Genomic DNA, 18,672 nt, shown 5'->3' with positions numbered 1-18,672 from the left:
TCATTCATGTCTGTCTATATTGGAAATCTATCCTACGATGTCTCGGAGGAAGATTTAAAGTCTGTTTTTGCTGAATACGGCACTGTCCGCCGCGTTCAAATCCCCACTGACCGAGAAACTGGTCGTCCTCGGGGTTTCGCATTTGTAGAAATGGATAGCGACTCTGAAGAAGAAGCCGCTATTGAAGCTCTTGACGGAGCCGAATGGATGGGACGAGATCTGAAAGTCAACAAAGCCAAGCCTCGGGAAAACCGAGGAGGATCTTCAGGTGGTCGAGGCGGTCGAGGCGATCGCAGAAATCGTTTCGGTAGCGGCGGCTATTAAGTTGCAGCAAGTTTAGGAAATTTTTGGCTTAACCGTAGCCCCCTAAACTAATAATTATCATCTTCCGGCGGCAGGAGACCCACGACGATAGGGACGTTGGAGTTGGGAGGAATGCCGCACAGGGATTTCTGGTACAATACAAGTGGTCGACCCACCCGAGACAATGGATTCAGACAGCCATGAGCGTGCGCGCGTCCAGTACACTGGCGGCGCAGACAAATTGGTAGACCGGGGAAAGATGACAGGGCAATGGGCATAAACATCCCTTGAATCAACAGTTAAAGAGAATTCCAGTTTGGATTTCGACACATCTCTAACCGCAGGACTTGCGGGGATAGTCTGTGGAGCGACTTTAAGACCTGAAGAGAATAACTCTCGGAGGGCAGGTGCGCTCGCCCCGCTCGGGAAGAAGCAGAAACCTAAATAGCGATATTTGGGAATCCCACGCCATAAAGAATGTTGGCGTTGGGAGGATGTCAAGAATTGTTCTCTCCGATCTGTCGGGGAGATTTTTTTTGGGTCGAGGTCTAAACCTTGATTAACCAAAAATGTTTCAGTCCCCTTGCGGGGAGTTTAATGTTGGAAAGTTTAATTGTTCAAAATTATTTCGATATGAACGAATTTATAGTTTCAGTTCCCTTGCGGGGAGTTTAATGTTGGAAAGGCCGTCTCCGTTCGTTTCTTCCGATAGCTACTAATGGTTTCAGTCCCCTTGCGGGGAATTTAATGTTGGAAAGCGGCGATCGCCAACAGGCAGGGCTTTATATCTCATTCGATGGCGAAAACGTTTCAGTCCCCTTGCGGGGAATTTAATGTTGGAAAGATGGGGGAGTAACTTGGTGTCCTTGCGATCGCATTTGACGAAGTTTCAGTCCCCTTGCGGGGAATTTAATGTTGGAAAGCGTTACTTAATGATCATTATCTTTCTGTCTATCAGGTTTCAGTCCCCTTGCGGGGAATTTAATGTTGGAAAGTTTCATTAGTTGCCTCAGTTGGTTTTTATAGAGAAATGTTTCAGTCCCCTTGCGGGGAATTTAATGTTGGAAAGAAGGCAGGGGTTTCCCGTACAATCAAAGGTAGACTTGTTTCAGTCCCCTTGCGGGGAATTTAATGTTGGAAAGACCAAAAAGCAACACTAACCACAGCTAGCTAATGTTTCAGTCCCCTTGCGGGGAATTTAATGTTGGAAAGCGAACAATCGAACACCGGAACAGTTCGATCAGTGTTTCAGTCCCCTTGCGGGGAATTTAATGTTGGAAAGTTTGATAGTTGATCGTTTAGAACTAAAGAATCAACTTGAAATGTTTCAGTCCCCTTGCGGGGAATTTAATGTTGGAAAGATCCTGAGATTGAGATGCTTCCGTTGTTATGTGTTGGTTTCAGTCCCCTTGCGGGGAATTTAATGTTGGAAAGTCCGCCGACTGAAAGTGAGTCTGGGTGGTCATTCTGAAGCCGAAATTGGCAAACCTCAAAAAGAGATTCATTTCAGCCCTCGAAAGATTCCGACTCCGGCATCAAAACCCAACAACCGAAACTGTGAAACTATTCATTTGTCGAGGTTCTGGCATTTTTGGCAAACCTCCCAGGGTTTTCGCCTCCGCTTGGCTTTGCCAAATTTTTGCTATGAATACATCATAGAATAATCGTCTCATCTTGTCTAGGCTTTTCGGAGCCGTAAGCGATCGTTTTCTTCACCGCCCCAGCATCCAACACATAAATCCTAACCGAATCTTCCTTTTTAACCAAACGTTCAACTTTGTGTTGAAGCATCACAAACTGTTTACTGGTCAGAAAACACTCGAATACACTGTATTGAGTCCATAAACTTACTAATATCCGTTTTTTTTCCGAAGACAATCGGAAAGGGATCGCTGTAATAAAGTTGAGAAATTGCCTCTAAGTTTGCGGCATCTTTTAACTATAACTGATAATGTGTTCCCGCATCTTTTAGCAAAATTTCAGTCTTAGAATTAATGTTTATTAATACCGCTTCGGTTAGTTGTGCTAATCCCAACATTAAAAAGGTATCGGCAGAAGTACCAAACTGTTTGGGTACAAACAAGGATCTAACCATTAGATACTTTCCCTGAATTTCAAGTATTTACTCCGCTACTTCTTCGGTAATCGCACCTGTCCAGCGCCTTACAGGTCTCCATCGTGGCCCCGGAGGTGGAGGCGGTGGAGGTGGGTTTGTTCCCCAAATCAAAAACAGTAAAAACACAAAAATTAGAAGGACTGGGTGCATTTTTTTCCTCTATTGTTCTCGAAAAGTTATCTTTTCAACCTAATCTTTTTTTACAATGCTTATGTTGAGTTGGACTCACACAACAAGCCTTTGAACACCCCTGAAGAAACTCAACGAAACATTTATTCGATATTTTGTTTCGCCTTTTAATGATACATAGATGCAAGATTTAAAAGCCGTTTTTTGAAATTTGGGCTGTATCCTTGCGGTTGAATTGATGACTCTATTCTACAACTACATGGAAACGGGGTCTTCCAAACCGGATTTACTGTACCGAACGCTGATCACACAAGCGCAACGCCCGTACAACGAGAGTATACAGTTGTTGATATTCCGTCTGGTCATGCTTAAATACATCCAACGGGAGTTCGTGGAGGTTGTAGCAAGTTTGACAGAGATTCGTGGGGTTGAGGGGTAGGGTATTCGGGAGAAACCGCCCCAACTGACGCCAACTTTCGGCGATCGCATTTTTGGCTTGAGGATGAAGTTTAATTCTGTTTTTTCGAGTTAAATTAGACGTTTTCCAACCCTGCGTCCAAGCCGAATGATGGCGCCCCGTAGCCATTAAAATCACCCAGAAAATATTCTCCATTTGTTCCTCATCCGCCTGAAAATAATCTTCTAAAATCGGAATTAAACATCCCTCTAAAATCTCCTGAGATAAATAGGCACTTTCTCTCGCGTGAGGCGGTCGCTTTTGACCTTTTTCGTAAATTTTTAGGGCAGCTTTTTGTTCAGGAATTGTCGGATTATAATCTGTATGTGCAATTAAAAACTGTTTGGGATTTTTACCTTGAAATTGTTGATAAGCGAGAGTTTGCCAACCTCTCATCACCTCTTGCCATTTTTGCTGAAGTTTCCCTAAATCATGGGTTAAAATTGCCAAAAATACTAAAATTTCAAATAAAGCCTCACTGTATTCTGTAGAAGTATTTGGAAAAATCCGACTTTGAATAAACTTTCCGCCTGTTTTAAAAAGTTCATTTATAACACTAGAAAATTCAACCTCCGTTAATCTACCATTCTTCAAAATTTCAGTTTTAAACGGTTGCCAACAGGTCCACATACAACCAAAATGACCCACATAAGTATCCATTTTATATTGATATTCAGTTTTCAAAACTTGTCGCTTTTTTTGAGATTGATTTAACTCGCTTTCTGAGGGTTCAAATTCAAAGCGATCAATATCTTTTCCAATGACCAAACCAATATTGCGATCGTAATACACATAGTTAGTATTGAGTAAAATTCTAGCACTCGTTCTCAAAACAGAAATCGAACCAATAGGAGAATGTGAATCTTGAGTATAAGTTTCTTCTTTCCCTTTTTGAGGAGGTTCTACTCGATGAAACGCACAACCCCAAAGACGATAAGCTTCTTCTTGAGTCTCGTTAAACACTTTGCATAATGTTCCGATAGGGATTGAAAAAGCCTCTAACTGACTCACATCAATCGTATTTTCTTCAGAATCTTCACCTCCAACAATTACGGGTTTTTCTTCCCATAAAAATACACTGCGACTATCAATAAAACGAATCAGTTCAGATGCAACAGATTTATCCCCTCTAAAAATAGCAGCCTCCCAGTTTCGTTCAAATTCATCTTTTTGATTTTGTCGCTGTTCAGCTTGTAAAATATTTTCAGTTGTATGTATTTGATTAATCCAATCTTCTTCGATTCTAAAATTGATATTTTTGTGATGTTGTTCAGAGTTCGTATGATTGATTAATATTTCCCAGGTTTGTTCACATATTTCTTCTGAGTAGGGTAGATATTTTCTTTTGTTTCGTTTAGGATAATCGTCATTATTTTTCACATCCCATTCATCTTCATCGACTTGAGTTAAAATCGTTTGATAAATATAAACTTCCCCTTGTTCACCTGCAAATCTAGCACATCTTCCCACTCGTTGCAATAGAGAATTCATTGGACAAAGTTGAGAGTGCATGACTTCACAAGTAATATTAATTCCCGCTTCAATCACTTGAGTTGAAACTAAAATGTGACAATAACCATCATCCTCCCAATTTTCAGCAAATATTCCTTGAATTCTCTGTTCTTCGTTTCCTTGAATTCGTTGTTCTTTGAACGTGCGATCGCGTGCGATAAATCGAGAATGCAATAAAGTAATTTTAAACTGATTATTTTCGTTGAGATCTTCTAAATCCTTAAAAATACCCTGCGATTGAGATACCGTATTACAAATAATAATTACCCGTTTACGGTTATGTTTTTGAATATCATTATAAATAACATCCGCCGTTAAGGGTTCATAAACAGCTTGAAAGGTTCGACAACGGTTGTTTTCAATTTGTGCTAAATCTTCATCTCCAACTTTAACAATTTCAGTTTTTACAGCTTTTATTTCCTGCTGAATTTGGATAGCTAGTTCATCCGTTAGCGTCGCCGTCATCAACAAAAAAGGAGAAATTCCTTGAACTTGTTGTAGAACTTTTATTGCGGTAGTAAAGGCGCGATCTGGATCAAATAAATGCAGTTCATCAAAAACCAAATAAGATGCAAAAATAGAACCCGCATTCACATTCGCTGATCCTCGCCCGACTGAAAAGGGAATATTCAGAAAACTACTTAACATTTGGTCAATTGTACAGAATATAATATCCCCTTAAAATCTCGGATCTTCTGGGTTTTCTCCCGTTTGAAGTGTAACAGTTAAAGGACGAGAAGTTGGGTATTTTTTAACTAACTTTTCAACTCTTAAGCGTAAACTATTCGCTAAGGTTCGTAAAGGAACAATATAAATTAACTTATTGGGAAAATCGAGGTTAAACGTTTTAGCAAATAGAAAAGGTGCGATCGCGGTTTCCGTTTTACCCGACCCCGTTGGTGCGCGAAGAATCACATTTTTATCGTTGATAATTTTAGAAATTGTTTCTCGTTGAAAATGACGAGGTGAGAAGTTGGTTAGTGAATGAAATTGTTGATTAATATTCATGGTGACACTACAATAATGCTATAGCGGTTATCGATCCAGTGAGATACGAACAATCCCCCTAAATCCCCATTTTAAAGGGGAACTTTGATTCCCAAACCGTACCTCATCAGCTTGAGAAACGCTATATTAATTTAACTCTTGTTTTTTGGAGGATTTATGCAATTCACAAAGCAGCGTGCTGATCGTGTTGTTTTATATAATATCAGTTGGCAACAGTTTGAAAATTTACTGATTGATCTAGGAGATAGCCGTGCAGCCAGAGTTGCTTATAATAACGGAACTTTAGAAATTATGACTCCTTTACCTGAACACGAATATTACAGAGAATCTATTGGTGATGTCATCAAAGATATAGCAGAAGAACTAGACATCAATTATGAAAGTTATGGTTCAACAACATGGAAACGAGAAGCAGGTCTAGCAGGCTTATAACCTGATAATTGTTTCTATTTTCAAAATGAATCTTTAGTGCGTGGGAAGTTGCAGTTTGACCTCAATCAAGACCCACCTCCTGACTTAGCACTAGAAATCGATCTAACCAGTAAATCGCTGAATCGCTTCCCCATTTATGCTCGTTTGGGTATTCCTGAAATTTGGTGTTATGAACGGGGAAAATTGCAGATTTATCAACTAGAATCGGGGCAGTATAATGAAGTTGAACGGAGTTCAATATTTCCCCTGTTATCCATTCGTCAACTCCCTGAGTTAATAGAATCCTATCGGTTGGAAGGTCGCCGAGCGCTACGTCGGGCTGTGCGTCAGTGGGTACGAGAGCAAGTTTAAAAGATGCGATTTCCTCTCGTTTGATTTGTTTTCTCCTTGCGATCGCATTCTGCATTGTCTAGAAAATACGACCTAGCCGTTCACGCAATTGAGTCGCTGCAACTTGTAAATGTTCCGGTGTCTGTCCGGTGGTTTCAATTGAGACAGCAATATGGACTTGATCACTATCATGGAGATGAAGCCAAAGCACTTTACGACCATCATCTAAATCTCGTGGTGAGCCTTTAACCCCATTTTTAGGCGCAGAAAAAGCCTGACCATCAAAACGAACTAAATCAACCCAGGGTAAATCTTGCAGGATTTTTTCAACTTTTTTCCAACTTTTCGGACGATGATGCCCTTGTCTTTCCCCTTGCACTTGAATCACTCATAATTTTACCTTTCACCAAGAATTCTCTCAACTTCTGACAAATCAAGAGACTCAGGACAACCCTGATAATTCCGAATAAGTGTTTAATCGTGTCTGACCCATACCTAAACGAGTCTTGATTCCTGTTCCTGCAAACTGAGAATAATTCACTAACAAATTTGCCACATTAACTAACAATGAATCTGTTTTATACAAGGCTTGTAATGTCACCTCTCCGACAAAACCATTCACTATTCCTTTATTAACTCTAAACGGTAATGTTTGAATGCGATGACGTTTGAGTACAACTGCTTCGACTAAATATCCAATCAGTTCACCTCCGCCTAAATATACAGGTGCAAACTCATTCCAAGATAGCAACCAACTCCGAAACATCAAACCAGGAACGGGTAAAGGTAACTGTAATTTCCCCTGTGCAAAAGCTGTTGGTGTGCTAAATTTTAGTTTAAATTCTCGCATCGGTTCAGGTTCATTAGCGACCAACGTTGTATATAACTGTTCATAGCTGGTCAGCTCATCTTCTCGATTAATTATATCAAACTTTGCGCCCAAAAAATCTAAAGATAAACCTAAATCTAGAGACTGAATTGCTTTAGCTGTGTTCTGTTGTAGTTCACATAATGTGAGTTGATACAAGTCTTGAGATTGAAAGCTTAAAAAGTCACCAGATGCGAAACACCGTCCTAAAATTCCTGAATAAGTTGTTGTTGAAATGTTCTCACCTCCCATCTCACTAAGATATTGAGATTGAGAAACTTGATATTGTTCGGCGTGTTTGACTAAATAATAAGCGATCGCTGTTCTAATTGCGCCTTTAATTGATGAACCGGGAATAAAAGCTGTCCGAACCCATTACGAATCATCGGACGTAAATCTGTTATTTTTTGAGTTGTCCACTTGGCATCAACTAAATGATCGGGAAAAATAGAATTTCCTTCTGAATCCGTAGCAGTTTGCCAACTCTCACCAAAAGTTTGTCGGAGAAGATCAGCAATTTAATCTCTATTTTCAATGGTATTAATAAAGTCTTGTAATTTTCCTCTTCTCCATCTATTTTGTCTCCCTTTTTTACTTTAGCTTTAGCGATTAACTCATCTTCGTCACTTTTTATCCACCCCTCCCCTTGATACCAAGGTTGCCAAACTTCCAAAGGTAAATAATTGAGTTTTTTGTACTCTTTAGAAAATTCTAAATCATCATCTGGATAGTTGATTGGACGTTGAATCGGACGAGGCAAATAGTAGATCGTTTTTGACTGAATTTGCCTATAGATAAAAGTAGAACTTAAGCGAAATAATGGTTCGACATCTGGTTGAAACTGTTCTAATAATTCCTCAACAGCATCTTTGCCGAACAACCGAGCATAAGCACTGATCCAAGCACTAAATAGAGTGTCTGAATGAACGCGATCGCTTGTTTCTTCCATCCCAATTCACCAAAATGAACCGGGTTGCGTCCAAATTTAAGTTTAAATAATTTCCATTAGCTCATTGTTTATCTCACTGGGGTAAAAGTTTCTGAATTTCATCAAATTTATCGGGTAACTTGCTAGTATCCTCAATACCAGTCAGTTGATTTGATGAAGGTCAACTCAGCATTACACTGATGCTGACGATTATATCCTTGATCATTCGATTGTCCAGTACGGTTTGATTTAGGGCTTTGATCTATTTTTTTAGGTGGTTGGCTCATATATTTTCAGTAGGGATAAGAAGTTTTATTTAGGTAGCACTCGGCTTCTATTAAGCTTGTAAAACCTGTTCAACAGTTAACGCCAATTCGGGAAAGATTTGAGAATCAATTCTGTCATTTTCTTTTAATTCTACCTGTTCATACAATCCCTCTACTAGATTTAGTATTACTACTTTTTGTTGGGTCGGATCAAAAATCCAATATTCAGGAATTCCCGCCACGCTATATTCGGATCGTTGACAACGATTAAATCATTTAGTCGGGGTGAAAGCCGCAGAGCGATCGCCACGCTATTTCGGACGGTTTGAAGAAGTCTTAGTCGAAGGGGAAAACCCCAGAGATCCGTCTCAGGTGATGGGGCGTACACGGGGAAACCGTTTAACTTTCTTTACCGGAAATCTCGCGGAATTGAAGGGGAAAGTCGTGAAGGTAAAAGTAACCGAAGTGCGGCCTTTTAGCCTCACCGGAGAAGCCGTTGAGTTATGTGTAAGCCGATGATTACTAACATTATTAAAGCAAATCCTGGCACCGTTCGCAAGTTAAGCGCGTTGTTAATTTTAGGTGTAATTTGGATGGGGACGGTGGCTTGTGAAAGTACATCTTTAGCCTTTAAACAAAATCCCACCAAAACCCCTGTTGTGACTCAAAATGCCGAGCCAAATTTACCTAAACCCCTGGAAAATGGCGATTATCGTCGTTCATCTCAGACCACTTGGGAAGCGGTTAATGCTGACTCGAATGGGTTAAATTGTCACGGTCTTGATCTCAGCTACGAAGAACTCATCGATCCGCGAAATTCGGTCAAATTTGATATTCAAAACTGGCCGGTTGTCGGCAAATTAAAGCAAGGACAAGACTTTGAAATCAACCTCGGCCCAGCCGGATTTGGGGTGGTTTATGATACCCAACAAAACCCTTGGATTTATGTAGAAAATCTCGCCGGAGAAAACGGTCCTAGTCATTGTTTTGTACGGGCGAATAGTCGTTTTGTTAAACCGATTTCAGTGAAAGCGTTTAATCAAGGTTAAAAGTTGATCAAAATAGAAACCTCACCCCCGTCCCCTCTCCTACCAAGAGAGGGTTATTTGTTGAAATCGCGTTTTTACCCAATTCTCTATACTTTAGAATATAATTCTAACATACTTTCTTGAACAAGGATTTAGGCGATGAAACTCATCGAATATTGTCCACGAGCTTACGTGATCAATCTGCCCGAAAGAACAGATCGACGCCGGATGATTATCCGAGAATTAGAAAAACCAGACAGTCCCCTCGCTCCCGATCAGGTGGAATTTTTTCCGGGGATTCGTCCCGACGATCCGGGAGAGTTTAAAAACATAGGAATTAAAGGATGTTTTTTGAGTCATTTGGCCATCCTGAAAAAAGCCAAAGAAGACAACTTACCCAATATTTTGATTCTGGAAGACGATCTCTGCTTTTCCCGACAATTCAAACCTCACCAAGACGCACTGATCGATCAATTATCCCAAAGTAATTGGGGATTAGTTTATTTTGGGCATCGATTAAAATTGGAGGCGACGGATACCGTCAAACTGATTCCTTATTCTGGCCCTATCGAAACGACTCATTTTTATGGAGTAAATGCAGTAATATTTGACTCACTAATTGAGTTTTTAGAAGGATTACTTCAACGACCAGCCGGACATCCTGACGGCGGTCCAATGTTTATCGACGGAGCGCTTTCAACCTTTCGACGGAAAAACCCAGATGTTCTCACCTGGGTTGCTTCTCCCACTTTAGGAATGCAGCAGAGTTCCCGCAGCGATCTAACCACAAATCGCTTAGATAGTATCACTTTTATCAGGCCTTTTATGGGGTTATTGAGAACGATTAAAAATCAATTAGCTAGCAAGTAACTTGTCTATAGCAATCCTAAATCATTCGTGAGCGATCTTCTGTGTCATTGCTGAACCCCCGTGAAGAATCAACAGCATTGAAGTGTTCACAAGTCAACTACCACACCCACAAGGGGATGCGGCTTGTAACTAGGAAACATAATTTCCTGAAACATACGGGGTATTGACTGACCCCTGCTCCTCCGGAGCGTGGGTAGAGGAGAGAATATAGTCATCTCTAATATTCAAAGCAGCGTTAAGATCCGCGTGTGTTTGATGCCCACAATTTTTGCAATAGAACCTGGATTTGTGGCGATTTGTTCGCCGAATATGTTTACAAATATTGCATTTTTGCTCTTGTGTAACGAGGGTCTTGGTAAACTACTTTTTTACCCAAAGCTTCTGCCTTGTAAGTCAGAAATTGTTCTTGTTGGTAAAACGCCCAACTTCCCAACCATTTGTTCATTTTTTTGCCGCGTCTTCGAGTGCGAATACTCGACAAATCTTCTAGTACAAAAGCTGCTATTCCTGGTTGGTTGGCCAGCTTCTTACTTACACAATGATTTGTGTCCCGCATGAACCGATAATCGCATCCAGACATCGTTTTTAGGCGACGCTTGGCACTGCGAGTGCCTTTTTGCTGGAGTTGACGACGATTGTATAGGTAACGCCTTTGTACTGCCCTGATCCTGGATGAACTAAAGAATTGCCCGTTACTGGTAACAGCTTGATGATATAGCCCACGGTCAATTCCTTGAATTCCCCCTTCTAATTGAGTCGGTGTTTCTGTCTCAAAAACCAGTCTCACCCAAAACTGTTTATTATGTTTTGAGTAAGTTAGTGTAGCCGCACGAAACTCCCAAGTTTCAAAGACTTCTTGGAAATATTCCGGCACATTCAAGATGAGTTTTTCACGTTTGCCAATACAACTAAGGGTTAATTGATGTCCTCTTAGCGTCATCGTGCGCTTGTCGTAACGCAATCCTGATGTCGGTTTTTTTCTGGGATGCCGCTTGAATTTTGTAGCTTTAACTGCCTCCATCGCGCTATCTCGAACCGTTTGCAGTAGTGCAGACGGCACATTTGGGTGCTGCAATCTGGCTTTGGCGTACAAAGCTTTGTGAGCCTTGTTTTTGTTATACGTCCGTTCTTTCAATGCCCAGTCAACGTGTTGATTAAAGATGTCAGCACAAAACCCCATAAGGGGTAAAAACCTCTTATGGGGTAAATCGACAGGGATGGAAACGGTACGTTTCATGGGTGGTATTACCTGAGAAATCGTATTAGGGGTCGAGGGGGGCTTTACAACCTCCGACTCCCATTCAAAACCGTGCTTGCTACTTTCACAGCACACGGCTCCTAGTCTAGTTGTCTGTTATCATCAGAACATCCGGTTTCTTTTGAGTTGTAAGACCCATCGGTTGCCGTTTTAATGAGGTAGGGAGGTAGGGAGGTGGGGAGGTGGGGAGGTTGGGAGGTTGGGAGGTTGGGAGGTTGGGAGGATTTTTATTAATAAAAAGCTATTTTTCATGTTGAAAAAATACCTCTCCCCATCACCCCGTCACCCCAGGGCTGTGCGCGTTGCCCTAAAGCTTGATTTGTTGGGAGGTGGGGAGGTAGTGAGTCCACCCCCGTGCGCGGGTTCCCCGCGTTGAGGGGAGTGGCGAACCCGTGCGCGGGAGGTTGGGAGGTTGGGAGGATTTTTATTAATAAAAAGCTATTTTTCATGTTGAAAAAATACCTCTCCCCATCACCCCCGTCACCCCATCACCCCCGTCACCCCGTCACCCCATCACCCCCGTCACCCCACCACCCCCGTCACCCCATCACCCCCGGCAATTTTTAACTCGGGAAGCGAGTCATCCGCAAGCACCGCCAATTCAGAGGCGGTGAACGGATGACTGAGAATGAAACAGCCCTTCTTAATAAAGGGGAAATCAAAGGGGGGATAGGATATCCTAAGTTCAAAAAGTATTCTCGCTCTGTCGAATATAAGACATCAGGCTGGAGGCTTCTAGATCCTAAGCAGATCGAGTTCACCGATAAAAAGGGGATTGGAAAACTCAAGCTTGTCGGAACTTGGGACTTAGCATTCTATCCTGTCGAACAGATTAAACGGGTCAGACTGGTTAGAAGGGCAGATGGTTATTATGTTCAATTTTGCATCCAAGTTGATGTGAAGGTAGAGACAAAACCCACTGGTAATACAGTTGGATTAGATGTGGGCTTGAAAGAGTTCTACACTGATAGCAATAACAATACTGAACCCAATCCCCGTTTATACAGAAAAAGTGAGAAACGATTAAGTTTTTATCAACGACGTGTTTCTCGCAAGAAAAAAGGTAGTGCCAACCGATTAAAAGCCATTAAACGACTCGGTAAAGCACACCTTAAAATAAGTAGGCAACGTGAAGAACACGCCAAGAAAATAGCGCGTTGCGTAATCCAATTCTTAGATTTGGTCGCCTAGGTCGATTTAAGGATTAAGAACTTAGTAAAAAACCATTGTCTTGCCAAGTCAATTAATGATGCGGGTTGGTATCAATTTAGAAAATGGTTGGAGTATTTTGGGAATAAATTTGGTAGGGTAACGGTTGCCGTCCATCCTGCTTATACTTCTCAAAATTGCTCAAGTTGTGGAACAATCGTTAAAAAATCTCTATCAACTCGAACTCACGTTTGTCGATGTGGATGTGAGCTAGATAGAGATCATAACGCCGCAATTAATATTCTAAATTCTGCTTGCCCGTTCACTTGAGGTGACCTCAAGTGCGTGCGGGCAAGTCGATTCCCGACCTTGAGTACGGCGCGTGCATACCGGAACTTGGATCTTAGATCCGAACGCGCGACTGAGATTCAACCTCTACTGTGATAGGAGGAATCCTTTCTCAGCAAGTCGAGTCGTAGAACGAAGAATCCCCGTTGTTTACGACCGGGAGTGTCAATTCATTTAGGGGAAGATATTCGTCAGGGTGTATTTATCCCGAAACGGGTTCAATCCGAATCAGTTGCCCGTTGGATTCATCTGTGAGAATATATAATAGTCCGTCCGGCCCTTGTTTAACATCTCGAACTCGTTGACCCATATCAATGGCTTGCTGACTGACCACATTTCCCGACTCATCGACCTCAATACGGCGAACATCTTGGGAAACTAAACCCCCTGCAAATAAGTTTCCTTTCCAGGATGGAAAGCGATCGCCCCTATAAACCGTCAAACCCGAAGGCGCTTTTGCGGGAGTCCAGACGACTTTTGGATCAATCATCCCTCGACGAGATCGTTCTTGAGTAATTTCTCCTCCACTGTATTCGCCGCTATGCGTCACAACAGGCCAGCCGTAGTTTTCACCCGCTTTGAGCAAATTGAGTTCATCACCGCCACGCGCCCCATGTTCGGTTGACCAAACTCGCCCCGTTTCGGAGTCAAAAGCGAGTCCCTGAATATTGCGATGTCCGTAACTCCACACCACCGGAGCAGCATTTTCAGTATTCACAAAGGGATTATCTTGGGGGGCCGAACCATCATCATTCAGTCGGATAATTTTACCGAGATGACTGCTGAGGTTTTGGGCTTGTTCACGGATCAGATCGCCTTCGAGTTCAACAGGTGGGTTGCCGCCATCGCCAATCGCCACCAACATGGTATTATCCGGTAGCCAAGTAATACGAGAACCAAAGTGTTGTCCATCGGGTTTGGTTTGGGAAACCTCGAAAATCACCTGTAAATTCTGTAACGCTTCACCGTCAAAGGTTGCACGGGCGATACGGGTACGGTTGGCATCTCGGGTGCCGTGAGAATAAGTCAGATAAATCAAACGATTTTCCGCAAAGCGAGGATGCAGAGAAACATCCAATAAGCCGCCCTGTTTGAAGGTGAACACTTCAGGAACCCCGGAGATCGGTGTGGGGTCAAGGGTGCCATTGCGAACAATTCGTAGGCGTCCAGGCCGTTCGGTAATCAGTTGATCGCCATTGGGCAACCAAGCCATACTCCAAGGGTGTTCTAAGCCTTCTATCACGGTTACTTTTTGAAAGTCTTGGGATGCGATCGCCACATCATCAGTCGTTTCTGTTGAGTCTGTCGAAGAGGATGTCTCTATGGCTTGACTTGGGGTTTGAGTCGAGGTTGAGGTATCCGATGAGGTTGGTGTGAACGAACAACTCGTCAAAAAGACTGCAACTGCCATTCCTGCGCCTTTTCTCAGGAGGTTCAGATAGATCATAACTGCCATTCAACCCTAACACTCGCTACAGTTAACAATTTTAAGAAAAAACCGTACAAACTAAACTGTAGAAAACAATTGTTTAGTTCTTCTTACTGGATTGACCAGTAATGGCTGTACGGCACAACTCACTATTTCCTCGACGGTGAACGCCTCTGGAAAATACTTTCTAATGATCTGGAGGCTCCCATTTATATCGGCATTGATGACTTTACCGCAACTTGACTTGAACAGACCTCGCTTAACTCGCTTGCCTTTATAGGCTTGTTGCTTGCAAGGTTCTTCTAAGTCCAGTGCAGAAGTCTTGCTGGTGTAGCTTTCCTCAGTTTCAATCACTTTAACCTCTACTAGCTGGCATTTATAAGTCAGTTGTTGAACCAATTTTGAGTGAGGAATCTGAGTGAATTGTTGATTGTTTCGCTTGCCTATATTGACCTTCTGTTTCCAATTATCATTCTTGCCAATCACCAGTGTTTTTATATTGTGTTCAACCAAGTAGTTCACAACGATTCGACTGGTCTGGTGCAGATAATTGTCTACAAATCGATGGCGATAATAGGTCAAGGATTCAATCTTATTGCTTGTTCTTCGCGCTCCGGTCAGGTAACTTTGATACTTGGCCTTGAGTTTGTTGTAATGCTGATTGACGCTTTTTATTGGTTTCCCGTTTATAAGCAAAGGTCTAACACCTGGCTTATTTGTTGATAGAGCAATTAGTCGGTCAATTCCTAAGTCAATACCAGCAACATAATCAGAGTTTACTGATTGTTCTTCTGGTCGTTCGTACACAATCTCAATCAAATAACAACAGGTTGCCGGGACTATTCTAACTTCAACAACTTTCTCAACCTTTGTCGGGATCTTAATGTTAGACATCGACAGGTGACAAATACCATTTTTTAGAGCAGGTTTGTAGACTGATTCGTTAGAGTAGATTACAACGTTACGACCTTTTTGCTTATCCTTATACTTGGGGATTTTCGGTTCTGCAAAAAACTTGTTAGGGTGCTTTCGCCACTCTTTATGGCTTTGAAAATACCCTCGCCAAGTAGACGTGACTCGTTTGATGATTTGTTTAGAAACCTTTGTAGGCAAGGCTCTATAAGCCTCACTGCTCTTGCTTGCATGGTAAAGGTCGGTAAGCGACAATGATTTACCTGTCTCAAAGAATCGTTGGCGACAATAATAGTTAGCTAGGTTATACAAGTTCTTCGACTTGAATGCTAACTCGTCTATTTCCTTCCAGTATTTATTGCTGGATTTAATAATATGACGCTCAACGACTCTCATTCGCTGTCCCCTCCCACTACACGCAAATGCTCCTTAGGTCGTTGGCTGCTTCGTCTCCCATAAATCTTTGCCGAAAACGAAGCCATTAGGGACACAATATCCTCAACTAATTCAGCTTCATAAGATTTCGGTAAGACTTCTTCGATTAACTCTATCTGAACTCCATAACTACTGAAGAAACAATCAATAAAGTTGTAGTTAAAGCGGGTCAAACGGGAGTGGATGTTCATATATCCTCCCGTCACTCAACTCGAACTCAGTTCTCGTCACTTTGATGACCTTTACTGCGTCCTCGTTCATTCGCCAACATTCCTAAAACAGTGACCACTTCAAATTATAGCGTTTTTCTACAGCTTTCAACAATTTTCGGCGTTTTGCGTTTAACAGTCGTTTACCCCAACTTTGTAGGGAGAGTTGGGGCAGTCGAAAGGGTGATGTTTTTTCTCTATCTTTAGTATGGCTTGCCCTTCAGTGCGTGACTTCACCCATTTAGGTGATTGGAGTTTCGCCTGATGTCCATCCGCGAATAGAAACCCGGTTTTTCCTGAAAATGGCTTTATGCCTTTTCACCTTTCCAATGTTGGAAGTTTTTACCCCCGAAAATTTCTAAGTTTTAGTATGTGCTAAAAAGACTTTCAAAATTCAGTATTTTCCCGGTAGCCGTCAGCTTAGAAAACCTGTAAAAATAGTAACATCGAGTGGAAAAAGTATTATGCAAGGACATCGTAGAATTGAACTCACCCCTAGAGAACAAGAGGTTTATGATCTTTTACAGCAAGGGCTGAAGCACAAAGAAATTGCCGAAAAACTAGGTATCTCTCTCCAACGTGTGGGAGCTTTGCACAAAAACTTGAGATTGAGAATTCTCAACAAGCAAGAGATGCGTAGACCTTTTTACTCCGAAAATTGCTAGAAAGATTATTTTCAAACTCAGTTGTCGGGGTGTAGCATTTACACCCCTAAAATTATGCTGAATTCAAGCTTTAAAACTGAAACAAGGTTCGCAATACTCCGACAAAAATGGTGTCATTGCGACTATCATGCTCGGGATCAGTGATCAGATAAAATCCGGGTGTAATGCCAATATATTCATTGATTTGAAACCGATAAAATGTCTCAATGTGAATTGAAGTATCATCATCTTCTTCGAGATCATCAATACTGTGATAAATCATTTTTGGGGGCATTCCCACTACAACCCCGAGCATATCTCCCTCTTTTAATAAGTCAGGAAATGCTAGCGTTGTCGCCCAATTGATCACAGTCGCACGATCATCTCCGCCTTGTTTTTGATCCGCCCAAGTCGAACCAAACCACCCCCCAAATTCAAAGTTTTTAAACAATCGCCAGTTAAACTGAAAGCCTAAGTTATCGCTTGTTGTCGCACTATCTCCAAAAGGTTTATTAGCGATAAAACTCCCTGTTCCACCCCCAACAAAAACTTCATCAGGGTTAAAGTATCTACGGTTGTAATCAACAGCAAAAGCTAAATTATCACTGGGCTGATAAATGAATTGAGCGCTTGCACTAAAAGCCCCGTTAAATAAACCAAATCCTTCTGACGGATTAGCGGCATCATTGGCTAGATAACTAATATTTAATTTGAACTGATCATTAAACGCATATTTTAAAGCAGCTCCCGTTCCTTGTGGCCCTCTAAAAGTTGTCGGATTATAACGAGCAAAAGCCGAAATAACCCCTGTTGTTTCCTCAGAGATAGGACTCAGGGGATCTTGAACATCATCTAAGTCGAGACTTTTTGCTCCAAAATAAACTTCTCCTTTTCCTCCTAAAACGGGAAATACATAAAATAAATCATCCAGTTCAAACCCTTCGCTAACTCCATCATCTACACTTGGAATCGTCATCAAAGTATTCGTGAGTCCGGGTGAAGTTAAATCATTAACATCAGACGCTTGTAGCCGGGTTAGTAGTAAATCTTCGCCTGTAAAACTGGTTTCAAAATCTAAACGTACTCGATATCCAAAAAAGGCTTGTGTCGGATCATCGCTATCTTCAACATTCGGCCCGCCTGCTATGGTATACTGAGCGCGATCGCCAAATGTATCGGAGATCCAAAAAATCACTTCACCTGCAAGTTTTGTGGTTGTTGAAAATTGATTGGCTTCGAGTTCTGCCGCACGCGCTTCTAGTACCGTTACTCGGCCGCGAATTGTTGCCAGTTCCGCCGCAAATTCTTCCATTAACCGTTGCAATTTTGCTAAGTCTTCTCGGGTGACTAAATCGGTGGTCGAGGCGCTAATTAACTCATTAATTCGTTCTAAACAAGCGTTAATCCCTGCGGCGAATTCATAACGGGTTAAAGCTCGGTTTCCTTTGTAGGTGCCATCGGGATATCCGGCGATACAACCATAGCGCTCAACTAAGGATTGTAACGCTTGAAATGCCCAGTCTGTCGGTTGAACATCAGACAGTTGGGAAACGGATGTCACTTGCTGTTTTTTGCGGGAATTTCGCCCTTCTTGAAAGTATTGATTGAGTTGGGTTTGCGAGTCTCTATCCACTGAGTCGGGTTGAACGACTCCAAAACCATTGTGAGGATTAACCGGAACTTGAGCAAAAGATTGATCTAAATCTGGTAGTTGATAGTTTATTGCAAAATCAAGTTTTTTTATTGTGTCCTTGGAAGCATCTGAGAGCATCTCTTGATCGGATTTTAACTCAACGGCGATCGCTGAATACGTTCCGACTGAACCGACTATTAAAACGCTCTGAGTCAATACTAGAGCTTTATACACCCGTTTTGACATTATTTCCTCACACCAGTAATACAAAGTGACCTCTAACCCTCTGAGAGAGGTGTATTGTCAATTTTGACCGAGAGTTAGTTGTCTGCTTATTGCAATTAACTCTTGAGAGTCTAGGTGAGAATCCAACTTTTTACAATGGGGGTGGGGAGGATTTTACTGAAA

General features: G+C 41.9%; 19 protein-coding genes, 4 pseudogenes and 1 CRISPR repeat array. Of the genes and pseudogenes, 8 read left to right on the top strand and 15 right to left on the bottom strand.

Annotated elements, in window-relative coordinates; translation table 11 throughout:
• Positions 1-6: 6 nt before the first annotated feature.
• Positions 7-324 (top strand): RNA-binding protein, encoded by a 318-nt coding sequence (locus L8106_RS19830; RefSeq protein WP_009786209.1) that lies wholly within the window; start codon positions 7-9, stop codon positions 322-324.
• Between the two features lie 550 nt (positions 325-874).
• A CRISPR array of direct repeats spans positions 875-1,737; the repeat unit is 37 nt; unit sequence GTTTCAGTCCCCTTGCGGGGAATTTAATGTTGGAAAG.
• Positions 1,738-1,956: 219 nt separating this feature from the next.
• On the opposite strand, the gene cas2 is transcribed toward L8106_RS19830, so the two are convergent.
• The 5 genes from cas2 to L8106_RS19810 form a co-directional block, all read right to left on the bottom strand.
• Positions 1,957-2,181, bottom strand: a complete 225-nt coding sequence (cas2, locus tag L8106_RS19820; protein WP_232228535.1) for a CRISPR-associated endonuclease Cas2 — start codon at positions 2,179-2,181, stop codon at positions 1,957-1,959.
• Positions 2,182-2,242: 61 nt separating this feature from the next.
• Entirely contained in the window at positions 2,243-2,398 is a 156-nt protein-coding gene (locus L8106_RS32410; protein WP_009786205.1) for a hypothetical protein, read from the bottom strand.
• 27 nt (positions 2,399-2,425) lie between these two features.
• The gene (locus tag L8106_RS32405; protein WP_156803753.1) at positions 2,426-2,569 is read right to left on the bottom strand and encodes a hypothetical protein; all 144 of its coding nucleotides are present in this window, start codon (positions 2,567-2,569) and stop codon (positions 2,426-2,428) included.
• 265 nt (positions 2,570-2,834) lie between these two features.
• Positions 2,835-5,186, bottom strand: coding sequence for a CRISPR-associated helicase Cas3' (gene cas3, locus L8106_RS19815; RefSeq protein ID WP_255348897.1), 2,352 nt, complete (start codon positions 5,184-5,186; stop codon positions 2,835-2,837).
• 9 nt (positions 5,187-5,195) lie between these two features.
• Positions 5,196-5,525 carry a DEAD/DEAH box helicase family protein gene (locus L8106_RS19810; RefSeq protein WP_009786203.1) on the bottom strand — a complete coding sequence of 110 codons (330 nt, stop codon included), beginning with the start codon at positions 5,523-5,525 and terminating at the stop codon, positions 5,196-5,198.
• Positions 5,526-5,681: 156 nt separating this feature from the next.
• Between L8106_RS19810 and L8106_RS33820 the strand changes: the two genes are divergently transcribed.
• Positions 5,682-5,957: a Uma2 family endonuclease gene (locus L8106_RS33820; protein ID WP_009786202.1), complete on the top strand. Its 276-nt coding sequence runs from the start codon at positions 5,682-5,684 to the stop codon at positions 5,955-5,957.
• 12 nt (positions 5,958-5,969) lie between these two features.
• Positions 5,970-6,308: pseudogene (locus L8106_RS33815) on the top strand (Uma2 family endonuclease); the annotation flags it as partial.
• Between the two features lie 58 nt (positions 6,309-6,366).
• Here the strand turns inward: L8106_RS33815 and L8106_RS19800 are convergent.
• The 4 genes and pseudogenes from L8106_RS19800 to L8106_RS30840 form a co-directional block, all read right to left on the bottom strand.
• Entirely contained in the window at positions 6,367-6,675 is a 309-nt protein-coding gene (locus L8106_RS19800) for a hypothetical protein (RefSeq protein ID WP_009786200.1), read from the bottom strand.
• Positions 6,676-6,729: 54 nt separating this feature from the next.
• Complete coding sequence (cas6, locus tag L8106_RS19795; protein WP_009786199.1) at positions 6,730-7,407, bottom strand: CRISPR system precrRNA processing endoribonuclease RAMP protein Cas6; 678 nt, start codon at positions 7,405-7,407, stop codon at positions 6,730-6,732.
• 178 nt (positions 7,408-7,585) lie between these two features.
• Positions 7,586-8,104: a hypothetical protein gene (locus L8106_RS19790; RefSeq protein WP_009786198.1), complete on the bottom strand. Its 519-nt coding sequence runs from the start codon at positions 8,102-8,104 to the stop codon at positions 7,586-7,588.
• Positions 8,105-8,420: 316 nt separating this feature from the next.
• A pseudogene (locus L8106_RS30840) lies at positions 8,421-8,594 on the bottom strand (Uma2 family endonuclease); the annotation flags it as partial.
• A 16-nt stretch (positions 8,595-8,610) separates the two neighbouring features.
• On the opposite strand from L8106_RS30840, the pseudogene L8106_RS19785 reads away from it, so the two are divergent.
• From L8106_RS19785 to L8106_RS19775, 3 genes and pseudogenes are all read left to right on the top strand, one after another.
• Positions 8,611-8,868 (top strand): annotated as a pseudogene (locus L8106_RS19785) (TRAM domain-containing protein); the annotation flags it as partial.
• Positions 8,865-9,398: a hypothetical protein gene (locus tag L8106_RS19780; RefSeq protein ID WP_009786195.1), complete on the top strand. Its 534-nt coding sequence runs from the start codon at positions 8,865-8,867 to the stop codon at positions 9,396-9,398. The pseudogene L8106_RS19785 and the gene L8106_RS19780, both read left to right, overlap by 4 nt.
• Before the next feature lie 138 nt (positions 9,399-9,536).
• Positions 9,537-10,247 (top strand): glycosyltransferase family 25 protein, encoded by a 711-nt coding sequence (locus L8106_RS19775; RefSeq protein ID WP_009786194.1) that lies wholly within the window; start codon positions 9,537-9,539, stop codon positions 10,245-10,247.
• A 129-nt stretch (positions 10,248-10,376) separates the two neighbouring features.
• Here L8106_RS19775 and L8106_RS34565 read toward each other — a convergent pair whose 3' ends face one another.
• Both L8106_RS34565 and L8106_RS19770 read right to left on the bottom strand, forming a co-directional pair.
• Positions 10,377-10,556 (bottom strand): zinc ribbon domain-containing protein, encoded by a 180-nt coding sequence (locus L8106_RS34565; protein ID WP_369749116.1) that lies wholly within the window; start codon positions 10,554-10,556, stop codon positions 10,377-10,379.
• 4 nt (positions 10,557-10,560) lie between these two features.
• Positions 10,561-11,484, bottom strand: coding sequence for an RNA-guided endonuclease TnpB family protein (locus tag L8106_RS19770; RefSeq protein ID WP_009785295.1), 924 nt, complete (start codon positions 11,482-11,484; stop codon positions 10,561-10,563).
• Positions 11,485-12,168: 684 nt separating this feature from the next.
• Between L8106_RS19770 and L8106_RS19760 the strand changes: the two are divergent.
• A pseudogene (locus L8106_RS19760) lies at positions 12,169-12,984 on the top strand (RNA-guided endonuclease InsQ/TnpB family protein); the annotation flags it as partial.
• A gap of 220 nt (positions 12,985-13,204) precedes the next feature.
• On the opposite strand, the gene L8106_RS19755 reads toward L8106_RS19760, so the two are convergent.
• From L8106_RS19755 to L8106_RS19745, 3 genes are read right to left on the bottom strand one after another with little or no spacing between them, the layout of a single operon-like run.
• A complete protein-coding gene (locus L8106_RS19755) occupies positions 13,205-14,458 on the bottom strand; it encodes a PQQ-dependent sugar dehydrogenase (RefSeq protein WP_009786191.1) in 1,254 nt (417 codons plus the stop codon).
• A 51-nt stretch (positions 14,459-14,509) separates the two neighbouring features.
• Positions 14,510-15,739, bottom strand: coding sequence for an RNA-guided endonuclease TnpB family protein (locus tag L8106_RS19750; protein WP_009786190.1), 1,230 nt, complete (start codon positions 15,737-15,739; stop codon positions 14,510-14,512).
• Positions 15,736-15,969, bottom strand: coding sequence for a hypothetical protein (locus L8106_RS19745; protein WP_009786189.1), 234 nt, complete (start codon positions 15,967-15,969; stop codon positions 15,736-15,738). Before L8106_RS19745 ends, L8106_RS19750 begins: the two co-directional genes overlap by 4 nt.
• 482 nt (positions 15,970-16,451) lie before the next feature.
• On the opposite strand from L8106_RS19745, the gene L8106_RS19740 reads away from it, so the two are divergent.
• Entirely contained in the window at positions 16,452-16,652 is a 201-nt protein-coding gene (locus L8106_RS19740; protein ID WP_009786188.1) for a LuxR C-terminal-related transcriptional regulator, read from the top strand.
• 70 nt (positions 16,653-16,722) lie between these two features.
• On the opposite strand, the gene L8106_RS19735 is transcribed toward L8106_RS19740, so the two are convergent.
• Complete coding sequence (locus tag L8106_RS19735) at positions 16,723-18,510, bottom strand: iron uptake porin (protein ID WP_009786187.1); 1,788 nt, start codon at positions 18,508-18,510, stop codon at positions 16,723-16,725.
• Positions 18,511-18,672: the final 162 nt, after the last annotated feature.

The sequence above is a fragment of the Lyngbya sp. PCC 8106 genome (assembly GCF_000169095.1).
Lineage (GTDB): Bacteria > Cyanobacteriota > Cyanobacteriia > Cyanobacteriales > Microcoleaceae > Capilliphycus.
Note: the sequence above shows the minus strand (reverse complement) of the source record. Positions and strands in the feature narration are given on the sequence as shown.

Bases quoted from the DNA above. Each gene is read 5' to 3' on its own strand.
- L8106_RS19830 (WP_009786209.1), top strand. From the start codon at position 7: ATGTCTGTCTATATTGGAAATCTATCCTACGATGTCTCGGAGGAAGAT.
- L8106_RS32410 (WP_009786205.1), bottom strand. From the start codon at position 2,398: ATGGTTAGATCCTTGTTTGTACCCAAACAGTTTGGTACTTCTGCCGAT.
- L8106_RS32405 (WP_156803753.1), bottom strand. From the start codon at position 2,569: ATGCACCCAGTCCTTCTAATTTTTGTGTTTTTACTGTTTTTGATTTGG.
- L8106_RS19810 (WP_009786203.1), bottom strand. From the start codon at position 5,525: ATGAATATTAATCAACAATTTCATTCACTAACCAACTTCTCACCTCGT.
- L8106_RS33820 (WP_009786202.1), top strand. From the start codon at position 5,682: ATGCAATTCACAAAGCAGCGTGCTGATCGTGTTGTTTTATATAATATC.
- cas6 (WP_009786199.1), bottom strand. From the start codon at position 7,407: ATGGGAGGTGAGAACATTTCAACAACAACTTATTCAGGAATTTTAGGA.
- L8106_RS19790 (WP_009786198.1), bottom strand. From the start codon at position 8,104: ATGGAAGAAACAAGCGATCGCGTTCATTCAGACACTCTATTTAGTGCT.
- L8106_RS19780 (WP_009786195.1), top strand. From the start codon at position 8,865: ATGATTACTAACATTATTAAAGCAAATCCTGGCACCGTTCGCAAGTTA.
- L8106_RS19775 (WP_009786194.1), top strand. From the start codon at position 9,537: ATGAAACTCATCGAATATTGTCCACGAGCTTACGTGATCAATCTGCCC.
- L8106_RS19770 (WP_009785295.1), bottom strand. From the start codon at position 11,484: ATGAAACGTACCGTTTCCATCCCTGTCGATTTACCCCATAAGAGGTTT.
- L8106_RS19755 (WP_009786191.1), bottom strand. From the start codon at position 14,458: ATGGCAGTTATGATCTATCTGAACCTCCTGAGAAAAGGCGCAGGAATG.
- L8106_RS19750 (WP_009786190.1), bottom strand. From the start codon at position 15,739: ATGAGAGTCGTTGAGCGTCATATTATTAAATCCAGCAATAAATACTGG.
- L8106_RS19745 (WP_009786189.1), bottom strand. From the start codon at position 15,969: ATGAACATCCACTCCCGTTTGACCCGCTTTAACTACAACTTTATTGAT.
- L8106_RS19740 (WP_009786188.1), top strand. From the start codon at position 16,452: ATGCAAGGACATCGTAGAATTGAACTCACCCCTAGAGAACAAGAGGTT.
- L8106_RS19735 (WP_009786187.1), bottom strand. From the start codon at position 18,510: ATGTCAAAACGGGTGTATAAAGCTCTAGTATTGACTCAGAGCGTTTTA.